Below are 17,546 nucleotides of genomic sequence, written 5' to 3'. Positions count from 1 at the left end.
CATGTTGAGACGGTAGTATTGATGTCAAGGGTTCAGAAGTAAACGCCGAAAAAAGCTTGAAATAAAGGGATTTCCGAAAGTTAGAGTTTAAACTCAGGTTCTCGGATTTTTTGGGCTTAGGCAATGACCAAACATATCACAGTCAAAATGCCGTAGGGTTGAGTTGACAGAATGAAAACAAGTAGATTCAGACATATTGGAATTTTTGAAAGCTTTATGCTTTGGAGCATACACAAATCCATATGAAGCTGCAAGTCGAAGAGCATATCGAGATGTGAATAGAACGATTCGTTTTGGTGATTTAGAAGTTACAGCAAGAGAAACCATTAGAAAGATAATTTACGAGAAGCTCAAAACTGAAATTATTTCGAAAAATGCAGAGAAAACAAACGCAGATGGAATATGATAAACAAGACATTTATGCAGATGATGGAGGAATAAAAATGGCTTACGAAACACCATTAACTATAGCGGAGGTTATGAGAGATATTTCTAACAACAAATATGTACTACCTTCGATTCAACGAGAATATGTGTGGGAGACTACACAAATTGAAACTCTCTTTGATAGCTTGATGCAAGATTACCCAATTGGGGCTTTTCTTTTCTGGGAAATTAGTAAAGATAAACTTGGTGATTATGATTTTTATGAGTTTCTGAAAAATTACCATGAAAAGATATCAATTCATAACAAAAAAGCAGACCTCAAGGGAGCTGATGGTGTGACGGCTGTTCTTGATGGACAGCAACGTTTGACTTCAATTTATATTGGATTAAAGGGTTCTTATGCATATAGATTGAAATACAAACAAAAGAAAAATGATAATGCCTATCCTGTTAGAAAGTTATATTTGAATTTGATTTCAAGGGCAAAGGATAGCAATAATAAATATGATTTCCAATTCTTGATATGCAATGATGTAAAAAACACAGATGATGAATACTGGTTTGAAGTTGGTAATATTCTTGATATGCAAGACTTGGGAGATGTGGCCACTTATGTTACTGATAACATTAGTTATTCCGAAACCCATCAATATTCAAGGGAACAGGCCAAGTTTGCTACAAACACTCTTTCACAACTACATAAAGTGATTCATACATCTCTTACCCTGAGTTATTACAAAGAAAAATCAACCGAACTGGATAAGGTATTGAATATCTTTATCCGCGTAAATAGTGGTGGTACAGTACTAACATACTCAGACCTTCTACTTTCGATTGCATCTGCACAATGGCAAACTCACGATGCAAGAGAAGAAATTACAGAGTTTGTTGATGATGTAAATTCAATTGGTGGTGGTTTCAGAATTAATAAGGATTTCGTTTTGAAAACTGCACTTGTACTTACAGATTTTTCTGACATAGCATTTAAAGTTGATAATTTCAATAAGCCTAACATGATGAAGATTGAAGATAATTGGGATAACATCAAAAAGGCAATCAAGCAGTCAGTTAACCTAGTGTCATCATTTGGTTATTCTGGCGAAACATTGAGTTCTAATAATGCCCTTATTCCGATTGCATATTATCTACTCAAAATAGGAATGCCAGATAATTTTGTAGATTCAAGTACTACAAAGGATAACCGTGCAAAAATTAAGAAGTGGCTCATTCATGCATTGTTGAAGAAAGCATTCAGTGGTCAGCCAGATAATGTAATTAGACCTATCCGTGAAATTTTAAAGAACAATGTATCTACTGATTTTCCAATTAATGAGATTATTGATAAGTTCAAAGGTACAAATAAGTCTATCCAGTTCACGGAAGATGATATTGATGAGTACTTGTTGAAATTGGAATATGGTTCAAGGGAAACACTATCAACTCTTATGCTTTTATACCCTTCATTGGATTTCAGTAATAAATTCCATGAAGACCATATGTATCCGAAGAGCAAGTTTAAGAAAGCATACCTTCGTAAGATGGGTGTGTCGGAAGATAAACTGGACGAGTACATCAATATGGTAAATGACATCAGTAACTTGCAGCTTTTGGCGGCACAACTGAATGAAGAAAAACTGAATACAGATTTTGATAAATGGTTCTCTAACCAGTACAAGACTGACAGTGATAAAATTCAGTATAGAACAATTAACTACCTTCCACAAATGGAATACAGTTATGTTAATTTTCTTACATTTATGAATGAACGTAGAAAACTTTTGAAGGCGGAACTTTTGAAGATATTAATATAAATGATGATTCGCAAAATTTACAAGCTGTATTATAGAATTCTGTATAAAAGGTAGGTGTGCATATGGATAACACAGTTTATATTTCTCCAGATGATATTGAGATAATTGAAGCTTCAGACTATTGTGCTGATGTAGATGGATATTTTTCTTCTGTACCCGAAGTTGCCAAACCTTTGCTCAAAAGTGCAAAGGTCACATTAAGTAAAATTGAAAAGATGCTCTATTCTGCACCAGCGTTTATAAATGTAGTAAAGGCGAGTATCCCGGACGAAACGTTGCAAGCTATTTTGTCAGATGAGCAGAAGTCTCGAATAGCTCAAGGGGTTCTAAAGTTGATGACAAAAAAAGATGGTTCCTTAATGGCAAACCTTGTGAATCCGAAAACTAATAGAATAGTATCTACGGTTTCACTGGAGAGTGTAAAGGTTGCACCAGAAATATCTCAGGCAATGACAAGTTACGCAACTCAAATGCAGATGGCTCAAATAGCAGAGCAGATTCAATTTATACAGGTTGCAGTTGAAGAAGTTCGACTAGGGCAAGAATATGATAGATTGTCTACAGCATATAGTTGCCAACAGAAATTATTGCAAGCAATGGCAATAAAAAATCCAGAACTAAAAGCAATGGCTTTATTGCGTATTGTTTCTGATGCAGAAGATAGTAGAAATCTTTTAATGCAAAGTCAAAATGCTAATCTGACATTTATAAAGAATCAGCCTGAATCATTTTTAGGGAAATTCATCTCTGGAGCTGATCCTGATAAAGTAAATTCGAGAATAAATGAAATTCGAGAAAGCCTATATGCAGTAAATATGGTTTCGTTATCTGAGGCAATTGCTTATCAGGAAATGGGAGAAACTGAAGCGGCACGGCTCAGCCTTCAGTATTATGCAGGGTATATACAAAAAACGTATCTTGAAACCAAGGGATTGGTAGAACGGTTGGATTCAATAGATCCATCACCAGAGAACTATTGGTCGAAAACGCTACCGGATATTGAAAAGAAAATTCAGGCATTACCTTTTGATGAAGAACAAAAACTTTTAGGAGGCGAAGAAGATGGAGAAGAAATGTAAAAATAAGAAATGCCAAAGACATCTCTCAGGGGGGTATAAACATAAATATTGTGAAAATTGCAGAAATGAGCACGTTAAACGAATTAAAGATGCAGGAAAAACAGCATTAGGTATAGCAGTTTTTATTGGAGGTACTGCACTTACAATAGTAACAAAAGGAAAAATAAATCCAAAAAAATGATGTAATAATGAGTGAAGAACGGGTGTGCATTATAGTGGTAGATATCAACATATGTCTATAGGTCTGATACTTATAAATGAGATTAAGGAATTAAAAGCAAAGCACACTGTAAAGAATAATAAGTAAAGTCGGTGTGATTATGATTGAAATTTCCTAAATAGTCATCAAGGGTGCGTCAGGATATTGTTGTGTGGATGAGGCTTACTCTGATAAGGTTACAGTAACAGGGGAGAGCATAGCATAGCATGCGAATATCATCCTATGCTTGAAACAGAAATAAATCCTTCAAGGAAGTGGTCATATAAAACTACCAGTCCAATATTTAAAAAGCTGTATGCCGATTTGGTTGAGGTCATGCCTGTAATTGTAAATCATGACATAGATATGTTCTGCCCGGATATAGGTGAGATTGAATTCATTATTACATATTCTGATAAAACTAAATTCAAGAAGACATTCTTTCTGCCAGAGATGAGTTTAAGGATTGTTTTCAAATCAAAAAACGCATGGTTCCTGAATGTGAGTATGTTCCGGCAGTGTTGATAACAGAAGATGATTTTGAGGACTAGATAATGGATATATTCACGACAACTGTTAGGGTGAAAAAGTCAGTAGATATGTTCCTATAATCGAGAGGTCAGATATGACGTACTTGCTATCCTCTCATGCCATGTTGAAAATATTGTGAAGCTTGAAAAAATAAAATAAATATAAATTTAATGGAGAAAATTATATGGTTCAAGTAATTAGTTGTTGTGGTGTTATTTGTTCAAATTGTCAATATTATCCAAATGATTGTAAAGGATGTCCTGAAGTTAAGGGACGAGTTTTTTGGTTAGAATATACAGGCGAGGAAATTTGTGAGATATATGACTGTTGTGTAAATCGTATGAAATTTAAACATTGTGGAAAATGTGATAATCTTCCCTGCGATAGATACAATGAATCTGATCCAACAAAAACACAAGAAGAAAATGACAATGATTTTATTGGACAATTAACTCAGCTCAAAAAAATGAAATAATGCATAATGATTTATTTAACATAAAAAGGTATGTGTCATTTGAATATGGCTCATACCTTTATTGATTTTGAATCAGTTTATACTATTTATCCTTTTGTTACTACAAAATAGTTGCCTTCTGGATCAGAAAAATTAAAACAAGGGATACCATTTATTTGCATAACATCACTTGCTGATTTGATACGATTATGCAATTCATCAAACTCATTAGTTGAAAACATTAATGATGGAACTGAATCACTGACTTCTGGTGAGTATTTTTTAATGAATTCCTTATTAAATAAAGAAATTTCAATGTTAGGTGATATTGATATTACTTTGTTTACAGTACCATCAGGTAAATCATTTGATTCTATCACATCGGCATTAAAATGAAATTTCCAGAATTCCGTTAATAATTCGATATTATTTCCATAAATCATAATTCTTACTTTATTAATCATATAAACTCCTTAAGAAGATAATTCTTCTTCTAATTCTAATATAGCACTGGGTTTTGCTGGTTTCACGCATAGTGATTACTACTTTGAGTTCAATGATAATATTTGGTACAATAAGAATGTATGTTATATGGAGGTAATTATGACAATCAGTTTTAGAAAAGTATGTAAAAATGAATTTAATAAAGTGTATGAGGTAATTGAAAAATCTTTTCCTCTTTCTGAATATCGAACACTTGAAGAGCAATTCGTATTGATGGATTTACCTTACTTTAATGCTATGGTAATTGAGGATGAAGATGTATTAGTTGGAATCTTAGTTGAATGGCAACTTGAACATGCTATTTATCTTGAACATTTAGCCGTAAATCCTGAAATACGTGGAAAAGGCTTGGGTTCTACATTAATGAGTGAATATTTAGCACAAGCAGAACGTACCGTAGTGCTTGAGGTTGAAGATATTGATACGGATATTGCTCAAAGAAGAATTGGCTTCTATCAACGTTTAGGCTTTACACTGAGTGATGTAAGTTTTAAACAACCTTCTTTTCAAGGAAGAGATGAAGATACAGTTGATTTAAGAATTATGTATTATCCAAAAAATATTAATAAAGATATCCTTGATCAAGTTAAAGAAGAACTCCTTGAAAAAGTTTATTTCGTAAAATGATGAGAAATTAAATAAAAAGAGATATACTAAATAAGCGGATTATTAATGATGGGAGAGTTTATGAGTAAAATTAAAGAGTTTATAAAAACAAAGATAGTTATATTAACAAAAGAACAAAAAGAAGAATTTAATTCATATTTTCCCTCGAAAGTTTATTTTACTGAACAAAGCATATCTTTAGTTGTTGCATTAACTCAAGTAGCGATGATTCTTTTGTTTCTTGTGAATCGTAAGTTAGATTTTTCAAGTGTGAGAAATGTAACATATTTTTCGCTTTATATTTATTTATTGATAGCGACAGTCTTAATGTCGTTTCTTTATACAAGTGCATATCGTAAAAAAGAATATAATAAATTGATTTGGTTAAGAAGGATTTACTGTTTCTTAATTTGCATGTGGTTAATGGGGATTACGGCATTAGATCAAATGAAAGGCAACGATTTGTCAGTATTTAGTTATCTTTTACCTACGATGGCAGCTGTGTTGTTACTGGCGCCCCTTGAAAGCATCGTTATCTTTGGTAGTACATGGATTATCTTAATGGTGATTGTGCTATCCATAGGTATTCAAGGTAGTTTATTTGGGATTGCGATCAATAGTATTTTTGTAACAGTTCTATCCATATTCATCTCTTTTCGATACTATCGAAGTTTGGTCATTGAATTTCTAGATCGTCAGATTATTGAAAATCAATATAAAGAAATCAAGATTTCCAATGAGAAATTAGAAGAAATCGCTCATGTAGATCAGTTAACTGGATTAAATAATCGTCATTATTTACATCAAACTGTATATCCTATGTTTAAAAAATATATAAACAAAGATTCTCATTCGTTATGTATCTTAATGGATATTGATTTCTTTAAACAATATAATGATAACTATGGTCACTTACAAGGAGATGAGTGTATAAAAAGTATAGCGAAATTAATTAAATACTTTTGTGAAACACATGATGCGAATGCAATTCGCTATGGTGGTGAGGAATTCTTAATTATTAAGGTTGCTGATGAGTCACTAGACGCTAGTCAAATTGCGAATGAGTTGATGGAGAGCATTCGTGAATTGCGTATTCCTCGAGATGATTTAGATATTGGGTATGTAACTGTAAGTTTTGGGTTATGGTATGATCAATTGTTTAGTGTAGATAGTTTGGAAAGTGCAATTCAATATGTTGATGAAGCATTATATAATGCTAAATCAGCAGGTAGAAATTGCATTTGTGAAGCCAACCAAAAGTAGATTGTGGAATTCATAATCTATTTTCTTGATTTAAAAAATACGTTTGTTTGATATTTATTAAAACAGGCGTAAAATATAAGAGTTAATTAGGAGTGATAGAATGAGTGAATCAAATGTTTCTAAAATCTATTCGGATTTAAATAAGTTGAAATGGAGTGTTACCTTTAAGGGAATTCTTGTGGGATTGTTTGCGGGATTAACTGTGGCATTATATCGATTAGGTATAGAATTCGCGACTGAGAAATCTCTAGAAATTTATAGTTTTCTAAAAATGAATCCTATTTATATCGTAGGTTGGTTGATATTGATAATTTGTGTGGGTTTGTTTATTGCGTATCTTATTAAAATATCACCAGAATCAAAGGGAAGTGGAATCCCTCAAGTAGAGGGAGTATTACTATTTGGTCAAAAAATGAAAAGTATTATTATCATACCAGTTAGGTTTTTGGCGGGTATCATAAGTGCTTTCTTTGGTGCATCTTTGGGACGTGAGGGTCCATCGATTCAAATTGGTGCTTGTGGTGGTGAAATAATCGCAAATAAATTAAGCAATAATAAGTTGGAAGAAAATTATTTAATCACAGCTGGAGCATCAGCAGGTTTATCAGCTGCTTTTAATGCACCTTTATCTGGAATTATATTTTCATTGGAAGAAGTACATCGATCTTTTTCACCTAATATTTTGATTGCTGCAACTACTGCGGCTTTAACTGCAGATATTGTCTCGAAAACGATATTTGGATTAAAACCGGTGTTGAGTTATGTTGATGTTCCACAATTACCAATTAGTCAATATTTGTGGTTGTTACCACTGGGCGTATTATCAGGAATCTTTGGTGTTATCGTTCATCGATTACTTTTAGGATCAGGTAACGTATATGAAAAGATACCAGCGATGTTTAGACCAATGGTTGCATTACTAATTGCTTTACCTTTTGGTTTGTTTTTACCACAAGTGCTGGGTGGAGGACAAAATTTAGTTCAATTGTCAGAAACAGCTCAAATGAGTATTGGGTTATTACTAATTGTGCTTGTATGTAAAATTTTATTCACAACGACAAGTTTTGGAAGTGGAATTCCAGGTGGTATATTTATGCCAATTCTTTCGATAGGAGCATTGTTGGGAAGTCTTGTAGCACAATTAGGAGTGAATTTTGGCTTATCGAGCGAAATGGTTTCTGTATTTTGTATTTGTTCAATGGCAGGTGTTATGGCAGGCTCCGTAAAAGCGCCAATCACAAGTATTCTATTAATGGCAGAAATGACAGGTTCACTGGTTCATTTATTACCAGTCGCAGCTGTTGCGTTTATAGCGTTATTAACTTCAGATTTACTAAAAACAACACCTATCTATGAAGTATTGTTAGAACGATTATTAAACCCAAATCAGACACATACGAAAAAGAAATCTAATGTTATAATAGAAATGGTCGTAGAATTAGGTAGTGAAGTTGCGGGTAAGCAAATAAAAGATATTCAATGGCCTAATGGTTTATTGATTGTTGGTATTCGTAGAGGTGACCAAGAAGTTGTACCCAATGGTGATTTTGTAATCCATCATGGAGATTATTTAATCATCTTATCCTCTGAACAAGAATATCAATATATGAACACAGTAGTAAGTAAGTTATGTAAACCAATGTAGTTTACAATAACATAGGGAGAGTTTAGATGAAATTAAAATTAAGAGAGTATATTCCGTATTTATTTGCGTTTGTATTTACATTTTATGGGTGTCCATTATTTATTGGAGATACAGGAACGGCGATGTTGATTTTATTGATGGTTGTACCTTTCTTTATCTTGATAGCTTCAATCATGTTTGGAATGACAAAGAAGAGAATTGATATACCATTTTTAATCTTATTGGAAGTATGTTTTATACCAAGTATTTTCATTTATATGAACTCAAGTGCACTTATCTATACTGTCTTTTATGGTGTTTTATGTATTATAGGTCAAGTAATTGGCTACTTTTTAGGAAAAAGTAAGCAAAAAACACCTCATGAATAAAGAAAAGCCTTCTAAATTGAAAGAAAAATTAGAATGGTTACGCAACAGTGTAAATTTAGTTTATGTTGTTTTAAAGTATCCTAAAACACCCGTCATAACGAAATCATTAGCGGTGATTACGATTGGTTATGCATTATCGCCAATCGATATAATACCTGACTTTATACCTTTTTTGGGTTACTTAGATGATGTAATAGTTTTGCCATTTCTTGTGTGGCTAACACTAAAGAGTGTACCAAATGCGATCCTTGAAGAATGTAAACAAATCAAATTTGAAGGCAAACTGCAAAAGAAGGGGATTTATGTATTACCTGTTATCGCGATATGGGTACTTTTTGCATATTGGATGTATCGAATTTTTATTTAATTATAACTGTTGAATATCATTGGAAATATGGTTATGATGAGTTTAGAAAGTTGAGAATAAACTTATGGGTGTAATTGATGATTATATCAAGAGTTGTCCAACAACTCATCAAGAAAAGTTAATAGAGATTTACGGTATTATTAAGAAAGCTGCACCAATGGCTGAAGAAAAGATAAGCTGGGCAATGCCTACGTTCTATTTGAATGGTAACTTGGTTCATTTTGCAATGGGTAAGAACCACATTGGTTTGTATCCTGGAGCAAGTGGTGTCGAACATTTTCTTGATCGCTTGGATGATTATAAACATTCCAAAGGGGCTATTCAGTTTCCTTTGGATAAACCGTTACCTAAGAAGTTAATAACGGATATTGTAAAATTTAGAGTAAATGAGAATAAGTAGTAGGAACTACTTATTTTTACTTCTTCCATCTGGATACTATTTGGGTATTTAAACTGCTTTATGGTATAATAAGTCAGGAGATTTTGATATGAAACAACGAACAATTATAACGCAAGTATCACGTATTAATTTGGTGGAAGAAGACGGTGCAATTATTGAACTGAGTTTTGTTGATGCATCAGTTTCAAATCAAGATAACTCAAAAATATTAAGTCTTGCTGAAAAAGAAATTCAAGAATATATGAAAGGTAAAAGAAAAACATTTTCAATACCGATTCGTTATGTTGGTTCAAAGTTTCAGATGAATGTATGGAAAGCGATGCTAGAAATTCCTTATGGTGAGGTAAGAAGCTATAGAGAAGTTGCGGAAATGATTCATAATCCTAAATCTTGTCGTGCAGTAGGTAATGCATGTAATAAAAATCCAATCGCGATACTTATTCCATGTCATCGAGTGATTGCATCAAATCATAAACTCGGTGGATATGGGTGTGGTCCAGATTGTAAAGTACGATTACATGAAATTGAAAATATAAAGTTGTGAGGTAAAACATGTTCAAAAAAAGTTTAATTAAGTTACTAGCGGTATTATGCTTTTTTCTTCCTTTACAAGTAAGTGCACTTTCTACAAGTGATTTAGTTGTTTTGGAAGATTTTTCTGTTGTTTCAATTGAGGGTGATTCAATCATTGAATTATCAACAGCAAAGAATTACAAGAATGCACTAGTAATTTACAACCGTGAAGCACCAAACTACAACAATGTAGCGATTGTACAAAATGGAAAAGTTCTACAAGCTGAATATGGAATAATAGCAGTTAAAAGTACACCAGCTTGTGATTACAATGTTGAATTCAAAAATGTGATTGATAATGGTGCAAACTATGTCAATGGTTGTTATGGTGTTGATGCAGCATACTTAGGTACGAATGAAGATGGTACAAAAGCGATGATGATGATTTCTGGTGTTGTGGGTTGGGTTAATATGGATGACGTGACAATATACCCACTTGAAATGTTACCATCAAGAATATCGACCTATGTTGTAAAAGATGGATATTTGTATCATCAAATTAAACAATCTTTCACATCTGATTTATACTCGGCTCTCATTAATGTAGGTATCGCTCCAGCATATCTTGAAAGTGATATTGAGTATTACAGTTATGATGGTCATTATTTTTATAATCATGATGCATTAGCAATCATGTTGGATGATTACAAGGCGTCAAGTCATGCATCAAGTGTTAATCCATATGAACCTTATTACAATTATTATCAATTTGTAAGTCATCGTACATTAACTAATGTAACGGTGGAAGAAATATTGGACTATTTTAGAAATACGCTTCAATTGGGTCATACGATAACTAATTACTTGGATATGGATAAAGATTCTGCGGATGATACATTAAATCGTTCTCAGTTTTATGATGAAGAAGATGCATTCTTTCAATACCAATATCAATATGGTGCAAATGCGTTGATGATGATTGGATTAGCGATGAATGAAACCGCAACAGGCAGAAGTTCATTAGCTTTTACCCGTAATAATTTATTTGGACATGCTGCCTATGATTCGGATGTAGAGAAAAATGCATCTCGTTATTTTGAAGTGAATTCTTCGATTTATAGTCATGCTAAATATTACATATCTGGCAGTTATGCAAATCCGTTTCGTTTTCAATTTCATGGAAGTTTCTTTGGTAACAAAGCGAATGGGATGAATGTATCCTATGCTTCTGATCCTTATTGGGGTGAGAAGGCAGCTCAATTTTATATGAATATTGATAAAGCATTTGGATCGAAAGACTATAATTCAGTTGCACTAGGAATTAAGACGAGTACGGATGATGTGAAAGTTTATCAATATGACTCAACGACTTCAACCATTTTATACTCAACAGGAAAAAATCCCGACTTCTCATTTGTAATATTAGATACAATTACTAATGCAGAGGGTGATTGGTATAAAGTACAATCTGAAGCAACACTAAATGATGAATCCAAAGTAGATATGATTTACTACTATGATTATTCAAATTATGTTGCGTATATTAAACAAAGTGATGTTCAGGTACTTATGAATATTGATAAGTTAGGTCAAAAAGAATTGGTAGAAGTTACATTTGATGCGAATGGTGGTCACTTCCAAGATGAAACCACAAACATTACCTATCAATTAGAAGTTGGAAGAACACCAGTTATTGAAGTACCAGAAAAAGAAAATGCCTATTTTATTGGGTGGGATAAAGATGTAGCTCCAATTAATGAGAAAACAACTTATGTTGCACAATACAAAGATGTAGCATCAATTGAAATGAAAACATTACCATTACAATACTTTGAATGGAATGATCGCATTAATATTGATGGAGGGACTGTTCAAATACATTTTGTAGATGGATCATCAAAAGATATAGAATTATCTACATCAATGATTTCAAACTTTGATCTCAAGACGGAGGGTGAACAAGAAGTAATCGTTACTCTTGGAGGAACAACAACCTCATATGGGATTACCGTAGATAAAGAACTGGATACAATTCGTCAAGAACTTAAAGAAGAAATCACTTTGGTACTAGATGAGATGAGTGAAATAGAGACACTAACTGATGAACAAGTTGAGCGAGTATTAACATTAAAAAAACGTATGGATGAGTACATGGTTCCTTATCTAACTCAACCACAACTTAGAGCATTAGATGGTATTATTTACAAAGCAATTAATCATCGCATTCATTATGTAATATATGATAATGATTTAGATGCTTCCATTTCTGGCTTATCATTATCCATTGATTTGGGGGATTCATTAGATAAAAATTTATTGAAAGATACAATTAAATTGATTGTAAAGAATTCAATTAATTCTTCACATGAAAAATTAATGAGTCGTGTTGCAGAAGGTAATGGATATAAAGTAATTGATACCTTTGCGATTAAAACACAAAAGAATTTAGATAACTTTGAATTGAATACACCTGTTCTTATTTCTATCAAGAAACCAGAAGGTGCTCAAAGTAATGAATTATTCACAGTACTACTTTATGAGAATGGTGAAGTTATCAAGTGTTATACCAAACAAACGAATAACTACATTCAATTTATGACTCCTAGTATTGGTGAATTTATGCTAGTTTCACGAACGACGACGAATGAATACATCATTGATGATGTTGTTGAGACAGTACGTGTTGACAACAGTGATGCAGATATTCCAGCTCTTATTGCAGCTGTTCTGTTTGCAATAGCAAGTATTCTTGGTATTGTTGTAGGTATAGATGCATTACTAAGAAAAAGAAAAAGGAAGAAAATTCATGATCAACAAAAAAATATTGCTGAAGAAGATTCAGTACAACAAAATGGAAATTTCAAATGATTTACTTGAAAGTGTTGAGAATCGAGGGATAATTATTCCGGTAAAAGTAGAAGCAATTGATCAGGATACATATCGGTGTGTCGATGGACATAAGCGATTGAATGCAATTAGTAGGATTGAAGAAAAGACAAAACAAGAGATGGAAGTATTCTGTATGTTGACAAATGATTTCTCTAAATCAGGGTCAACATACTGGGGTGCTCGTAATCATCATTAAGGAGATATGGATGGAAAGACTACAAAAAATTATTGCGGCTAGTGGTATTACTTCTAGACGTAAAGCAGAAGAAATGATTGTTCAAGGACGTGTAAAAGTCGATGGTGAAATTATTACACAACTTGGCTATCAAGCGAAAAAAGGTGCAACGATTGAAGTTGATGGAAAGCCAATAAACAAAGAAAATAAAGTCTATTATGTTATGAATAAACCAAAAAATACATTGTGTACTCTTCATGATGAACATGGGCGTCCAACCGTATTGGATTTTATTGAAGTTGAACAAAGAATTTTTCCAGTAGGAAGATTAGACTTTGACACAACTGGTGTTTTGATATTAACAAATGATGGTGAATTTGCGAATGAAATTATTCATCCAAGAAGTCATCTGGATAAAACTTATGAAGTATCGATTAAAGGAATGTTGACAGGTGAAAATTTAAAAATGTTAGAGAAGGGGATTGAACTTGAAGATGGTTTAACACTTCCGGCTCGAGCAGTACTGATCAATAAAAACATAGAAAAAGGTTCCATGCTTATTGAATTAACAATTCAAGAAGGTAGAAACCGTCAAGTTAAACGTATGATTGAATATTTTGGCTTTGAAGTTAAACGTCTACATCGTAAGCGTTTAGGTAATTTGATTGTTAATGATTTAAAACCAGGACAAGTTCGATTACTGAAACCATTTGAAGTGAAGACACTTCGTCAGTTAGCAAACGAAGGTAAATAATTACTGTTCTAATTTTGTAATAAATTCTTCTTCGGGATCAATGTATATGGTCTTGTATGTAGAAAGTGATGCCATACCAGGTTTAGCACCTGGTATTTTTTTTAGGTTTCTAACTTGGCAATAATTTACAGGAACACTACTCGATTCTCTTCCTTTTGAATAATATGCAGCGATCATTGCGGCAGTACGAATAGTTTCTTCATCTAAATCAGTTGCGTGAACAACAACATGGGCACCATGGAAATCTTTAGTATGAAACCACATGTCATTCTTATTCGCAATCTTGAAAGTCAATGCTTCATTTTGTAGATTGTTTTTACCATAGCTTATTTGAATACCACTATCTAAAGTGACCTTCTTAATTTTTGGTAGTGTTTCTTTCTTCTTTTGTTTTCGAATTTTAGATACCTTCTTTTTCATATAACCTAAATCAACAAGTTCTTGATTGATTTCTTTTGCATCATCAAAAGAACTAATATCTAATTGTTCTTGAATACCTTCGAAGTAATCAATTTCTTTTGTACATAGATCAATTTGTTCTTGTATGTATACTTGACCTTTTTTAGCTTTATTGTATTTTTGAAAACATTTCTTCGCATTCCCTTTGATATCTAATTTTGGATCGAGTGGTATTGTAATAAGTAAATCATCATCAAAGGAAGGTAGTTCAATTTTGCTTTCTCCCTTAGTCTTTATATGAAGATTAGCATAAAGTAAATCGCCATAAGTATGCCATTTTTCACAATCAAGTGACTCTTCAAGTGAAGACTGTAACTTAGGTAATTTTTGTCTTAAGTGTTTTAATTCTTTATTTACAAACCGATAAATATCACCTGATAAATCTTTAATTCGATCACGTTCTTCTTTGTGAAAATAAACAGTATCCAATCCTTCGAGTAAAGGATAGCTCTTTTGTTTTTGTTCGATATGCTTTAGTGGAATACAATGAAAAACCGTTTCGTTATCAATAATCGCAATATATAGTAATCGAGAATCTTCAATTTCTTTCATGATAGATGTAAAGGATTCATCTTGTTGAAGGCGATATTCTACTTCTTTACTTAAGAATGGAGAAAAGCCATGAAATTGCTTTGTGAGTGTAATTTCATGATTAAATGTCACAGATTCAAAAGGGTTAAGCTTTCCATCTTGAATTTCTGTTTCTTTAAACATTGCGCCTGGTTGTATTGTACGACGATTATTTTCGAAGGGTGGTATACGTTTTAAAGCATCCATAATTTTTCCGTTTGAATCAACAAAAATAAGATTAGCGTATTTACCCATTAATTCGACATAGAGAAATAGAGTAACGCGGTCTCCAATATCATTTCTAGTTTGGCATTCTAGTTTAACGTATCGATCTAAACCACCCTGAACGATGGATTGGATGATTGCACCTTCCAAATGTTTTCGAAGTAACATCACAAAGGATGATGGTTCTTCAGGTGTTGGATAAGATCTTTCGGTTAGGTTAAGACGGTTGTAGATAGTGTGACATGAAATAATCAGGTTTTTACGACCTGATTGTGTCTTTAATTGAAATAATATTTCTGAGTTTGATACTTGGTATATTTTATTTATTTTTGCAGGAAATTCATCTTTTATTTCGCTTACAATTTTGTGTAATAATATTCCATCTAATGCCATGATTGAAAACCCTCATTTCTAGATGACTTTCGCTTGCTTTAAACGGTCAACCTTTGTACAATTATTATATACAATCGAGGGAGGAATATAAAGTGAAAAGAGGTCTATTAGTTGTATTGAGTGGTCCGAGTGGTGTTGGGAAAGGTACAGTTCTAAAGGAATTTATAGAAGATCCTTCTTTGAAGTTAGCTTATTCTGTTTCATTAACGACAAGAGAAAAAAGACCAAATGAAGTTGAGGGAGTAAATTATAACTTTGTTGGGCGTGAACAATTTGAAAATGCAATCAAGAATGGGGAGTTACTTGAGTATGCAGAATTCGTAGGTAATTACTATGGGACACCGTTAGCAAACGTAAATAAATTGCGTGATGAAGGGAAAAATGTATTATTGGAAATTGAAGTGCAAGGATGTATTCAAGTACGCGAAAAATGTCCAGATGCATTAACGATCTTCCTTGTACCTCCTAGTATGGAAGAATTAGAAAAAAGAATTCGTGGACGCAATACTGAACCTGAAGAAATTGTTCAACAACGTCTTGCAAAAGCTAATCGTGAGTTGGATATGGTTGGACAATATAAATATGTTGTTTGTAATGAAGATCCTAAACTAGCTGCAGATATTATTTCCATTATTATTAAAAGACATATGGATTAAGTATAATTTAAGTATTTTGTTCAAAAATATAAGAAGGATAAAGCGAAATTCGTTTTATCCTTTTCTGTATTAATAAACGATGAGGTAAGATAAAAAAAACTCGCATTTGCGAGTTTAATTAGAACTATCTGTTGTAATATTCAACTACTAGAAGTTCATTGATTTCAGTGTTTAATTCATTACGTTCTGGAAGGCGTACAAATGTACCAGCTTTCTTTTCTTTATCAATTGTAACGAATGCAACTGGATTTAATGTTGCTTCTAAAGCTTCAGCGATGCTAGGCATGTTTCTGCTAGCTTCTTTAATTTCGATTTTTGATCCAGGTTTAACGATAAAACTTGGGATATCAACTTTTTTACCATCTACTAAGATGTGACCATGGTTAACTAGTTGTCTAGCACCACGACGAGTACGTGCAAAGCATAAACGGTAAACAACGTTATCTAAACGAGATTCTAATAAGAATAAGAAGTTATGACCTGTAACACCAGCCATTTTAGTAGCTTTTTTGAATGTGTTATAGAATTGGCGTTCATTTACACCGTACATGTGTCTAATTCTTTGTTTTTCTCTTAATTGTGTTCCGTAACCACTTAATTTAATACGTTTAGTAGGACCGTGTTGTCCTGGAGCGTATGCTCTTTTCTTTAGTTCTTCACCAGTTTCTAGAATTGAAAAGCCTAATCGACGTGACGTTTTCCAAACTGGTCCAGTAATTCTTGCCATTTTATTTCCTCCTTGTGTTTTATGGCTAAAACAACAACAGGTACAAATTATCGATTGTAGTGTGTTTGTATTAGATTCTTTCGCTAATTGCAGCTAGTTACTTGAATCACAGTAGATACTGATACAAACGCGGATTACATGACTTTGTAAGCTGCCATCATTTGACGCTTAATAACAATAGCAAATCTAAAGGTAAATGTCAATAAAATAGGCATTAAGTGGTATTCTTTATGCAAAATAGACTTAAATTGTTTCATGTTCTATGATAGAATAAGAGAGGAAAGATTTAAGGGGTAAAAGCAATGGAAGTAGTATTGAATTTCTTATCGAATAAATTCGTCATTATTGGCTTAGTGGCTTTAATTATAGTGCTAATTGTATGGTTTGTAATCAGAAAGACACACTCAGGTCAACTGAAGAGACGTTTAAGTGATTATGAGGTACGTTATAACTCAATTAAAAGTGTACCATTACCATATAAACTAAATAAAGCGGTGGCAATTGCTAGAGTAAATCAAGATGTAATGCAAAGTGTTACAAATTGTAAAGATGATTTTGATTTAGTACAATC

The 17,546-nt window shown here is 32.8% G+C and carries 19 protein-coding genes and 1 pseudogene; 17 read left to right on the top strand and 3 right to left on the bottom strand.

Annotation, left to right across the window (positions count from 1 at the left end; all coding sequences use genetic code 11):
- Positions 1-196 precede the first annotated feature (196 nt).
- The 5 genes from RR643_RS08730 to RR643_RS08710 all read left to right on the top strand — a co-directional run bounded on the left by RR643_RS08730 (position 197) and on the right by RR643_RS08710 (position 4,482).
- Positions 197-406 (top strand): hypothetical protein, encoded by a 210-nt coding sequence (locus tag RR643_RS08730; RefSeq protein WP_332482980.1) that lies wholly within the window; start codon positions 197-199, stop codon positions 404-406.
- Positions 407-443: 37 nt separating this feature from the next.
- Complete coding sequence (locus RR643_RS08725; protein ID WP_332482979.1) at positions 444-2,198, top strand: DUF262 domain-containing protein; 1,755 nt, start codon at positions 444-446, stop codon at positions 2,196-2,198.
- A 62-nt stretch (positions 2,199-2,260) separates the two neighbouring features.
- A complete protein-coding gene (locus tag RR643_RS08720) occupies positions 2,261-3,277 on the top strand; it encodes a hypothetical protein (protein ID WP_332469613.1) in 1,017 nt (338 codons plus the stop codon).
- Positions 3,261-3,458 carry a hypothetical protein gene (locus RR643_RS08715; protein WP_332469614.1) on the top strand — a complete coding sequence of 66 codons (198 nt, stop codon included), beginning with the start codon at positions 3,261-3,263 and terminating at the stop codon, positions 3,456-3,458. The genes RR643_RS08720 and RR643_RS08715 overlap by 17 nt, the downstream gene beginning before the upstream one ends.
- Before the next feature lie 733 nt (positions 3,459-4,191).
- A complete protein-coding gene (locus tag RR643_RS08710) occupies positions 4,192-4,482 on the top strand; it encodes a DUF3795 domain-containing protein (RefSeq protein ID WP_332482978.1) in 291 nt (96 codons plus the stop codon).
- 86 nt (positions 4,483-4,568) lie between these two features.
- Here RR643_RS08710 and RR643_RS08705 read toward each other — a convergent pair whose 3' ends face one another.
- Positions 4,569-4,925 (bottom strand): glyoxalase, encoded by a 357-nt coding sequence (locus RR643_RS08705; RefSeq protein ID WP_332469616.1) that lies wholly within the window; start codon positions 4,923-4,925, stop codon positions 4,569-4,571.
- 139 nt (positions 4,926-5,064) lie between these two features.
- Between RR643_RS08705 and RR643_RS08700 the strand changes: the two genes are divergently transcribed.
- From RR643_RS08700 to RR643_RS08655, 10 genes are all read left to right on the top strand, one after another.
- Complete coding sequence (locus RR643_RS08700; protein WP_332482977.1) at positions 5,065-5,592, top strand: GNAT family N-acetyltransferase; 528 nt, start codon at positions 5,065-5,067, stop codon at positions 5,590-5,592.
- Between the two features lie 60 nt (positions 5,593-5,652).
- Complete coding sequence (locus RR643_RS08695; protein WP_332482976.1) at positions 5,653-6,834, top strand: GGDEF domain-containing protein; 1,182 nt, start codon at positions 5,653-5,655, stop codon at positions 6,832-6,834.
- A 100-nt stretch (positions 6,835-6,934) separates the two neighbouring features.
- Positions 6,935-8,479 (top strand): ClC family H(+)/Cl(-) exchange transporter, encoded by a 1,545-nt coding sequence (locus RR643_RS08690; RefSeq protein WP_332482975.1) that lies wholly within the window; start codon positions 6,935-6,937, stop codon positions 8,477-8,479.
- Positions 8,480-8,505: 26 nt separating this feature from the next.
- On the top strand, positions 8,506-8,847 hold the full coding sequence (locus RR643_RS08685) for a hypothetical protein (protein ID WP_332469620.1): 342 nt from the start codon (positions 8,506-8,508) through the stop codon (positions 8,845-8,847).
- Positions 8,840-9,214, top strand: coding sequence for a YkvA family protein (locus RR643_RS08680; RefSeq protein WP_332482974.1), 375 nt, complete (start codon positions 8,840-8,842; stop codon positions 9,212-9,214). Before RR643_RS08685 ends, RR643_RS08680 begins: the two co-directional genes overlap by 8 nt.
- A 64-nt stretch (positions 9,215-9,278) precedes the next feature.
- Entirely contained in the window at positions 9,279-9,614 is a 336-nt protein-coding gene (locus RR643_RS08675; protein WP_332469622.1) for an iron chaperone, read from the top strand.
- An 88-nt stretch (positions 9,615-9,702) separates the two neighbouring features.
- The gene (locus RR643_RS08670) at positions 9,703-10,158 is read left to right on the top strand and encodes a methylated-DNA--[protein]-cysteine S-methyltransferase (RefSeq protein ID WP_332482973.1); all 456 of its coding nucleotides are present in this window, start codon (positions 9,703-9,705) and stop codon (positions 10,156-10,158) included.
- A gap of 8 nt (positions 10,159-10,166) precedes the next feature.
- Complete coding sequence (locus tag RR643_RS08665) at positions 10,167-12,995, top strand: glucosaminidase domain-containing protein (protein ID WP_332482972.1); 2,829 nt, start codon at positions 10,167-10,169, stop codon at positions 12,993-12,995.
- Positions 12,979-13,212, top strand: coding sequence for a ParB/Srx family N-terminal domain-containing protein (locus tag RR643_RS08660; RefSeq protein ID WP_332482971.1), 234 nt, complete (start codon positions 12,979-12,981; stop codon positions 13,210-13,212). Before RR643_RS08665 ends, RR643_RS08660 begins: the two co-directional genes overlap by 17 nt.
- A 10-nt stretch (positions 13,213-13,222) precedes the next feature.
- Positions 13,223-13,945 carry a pseudouridine synthase gene (locus RR643_RS08655; RefSeq protein WP_332482970.1) on the top strand — a complete coding sequence of 241 codons (723 nt, stop codon included), beginning with the start codon at positions 13,223-13,225 and terminating at the stop codon, positions 13,943-13,945.
- Here RR643_RS08655 and RR643_RS08650 read toward each other — a convergent pair whose 3' ends face one another.
- On the bottom strand, positions 13,946-15,592 hold the full coding sequence (locus RR643_RS08650; protein WP_332482969.1) for an Rqc2 family fibronectin-binding protein: 1,647 nt from the start codon (positions 15,590-15,592) through the stop codon (positions 13,946-13,948).
- 92 nt (positions 15,593-15,684) lie between these two features.
- Between RR643_RS08650 and gmk the strand changes: the two genes are divergently transcribed.
- Positions 15,685-16,248 carry a guanylate kinase gene (gmk, locus tag RR643_RS08645; RefSeq protein ID WP_332469628.1) on the top strand — a complete coding sequence of 188 codons (564 nt, stop codon included), beginning with the start codon at positions 15,685-15,687 and terminating at the stop codon, positions 16,246-16,248.
- 124 nt (positions 16,249-16,372) lie between these two features.
- Here the strand turns inward: gmk and rpsD are convergent, their stop codons facing one another.
- Entirely contained in the window at positions 16,373-16,975 is a 603-nt protein-coding gene (gene rpsD / locus RR643_RS08640; RefSeq protein WP_332469629.1) for a 30S ribosomal protein S4, read from the bottom strand.
- A gap of 302 nt (positions 16,976-17,277) precedes the next feature.
- Between rpsD and RR643_RS08635 the strand changes: the two are divergent.
- Positions 17,278-17,546 (top strand): annotated as a pseudogene (locus RR643_RS08635) (hypothetical protein); the annotation flags it as partial.

Origin of the sequence: Anaerorhabdus sp. (assembly GCF_036637135.1) — a bacterium.
Lineage (GTDB): Bacteria > Bacillota_I > Bacilli_A > Erysipelotrichales > Erysipelotrichaceae > Anaerorhabdus.
Note: the sequence above shows the minus strand (reverse complement) of the source record. Positions and strands in the feature narration are given on the sequence as shown.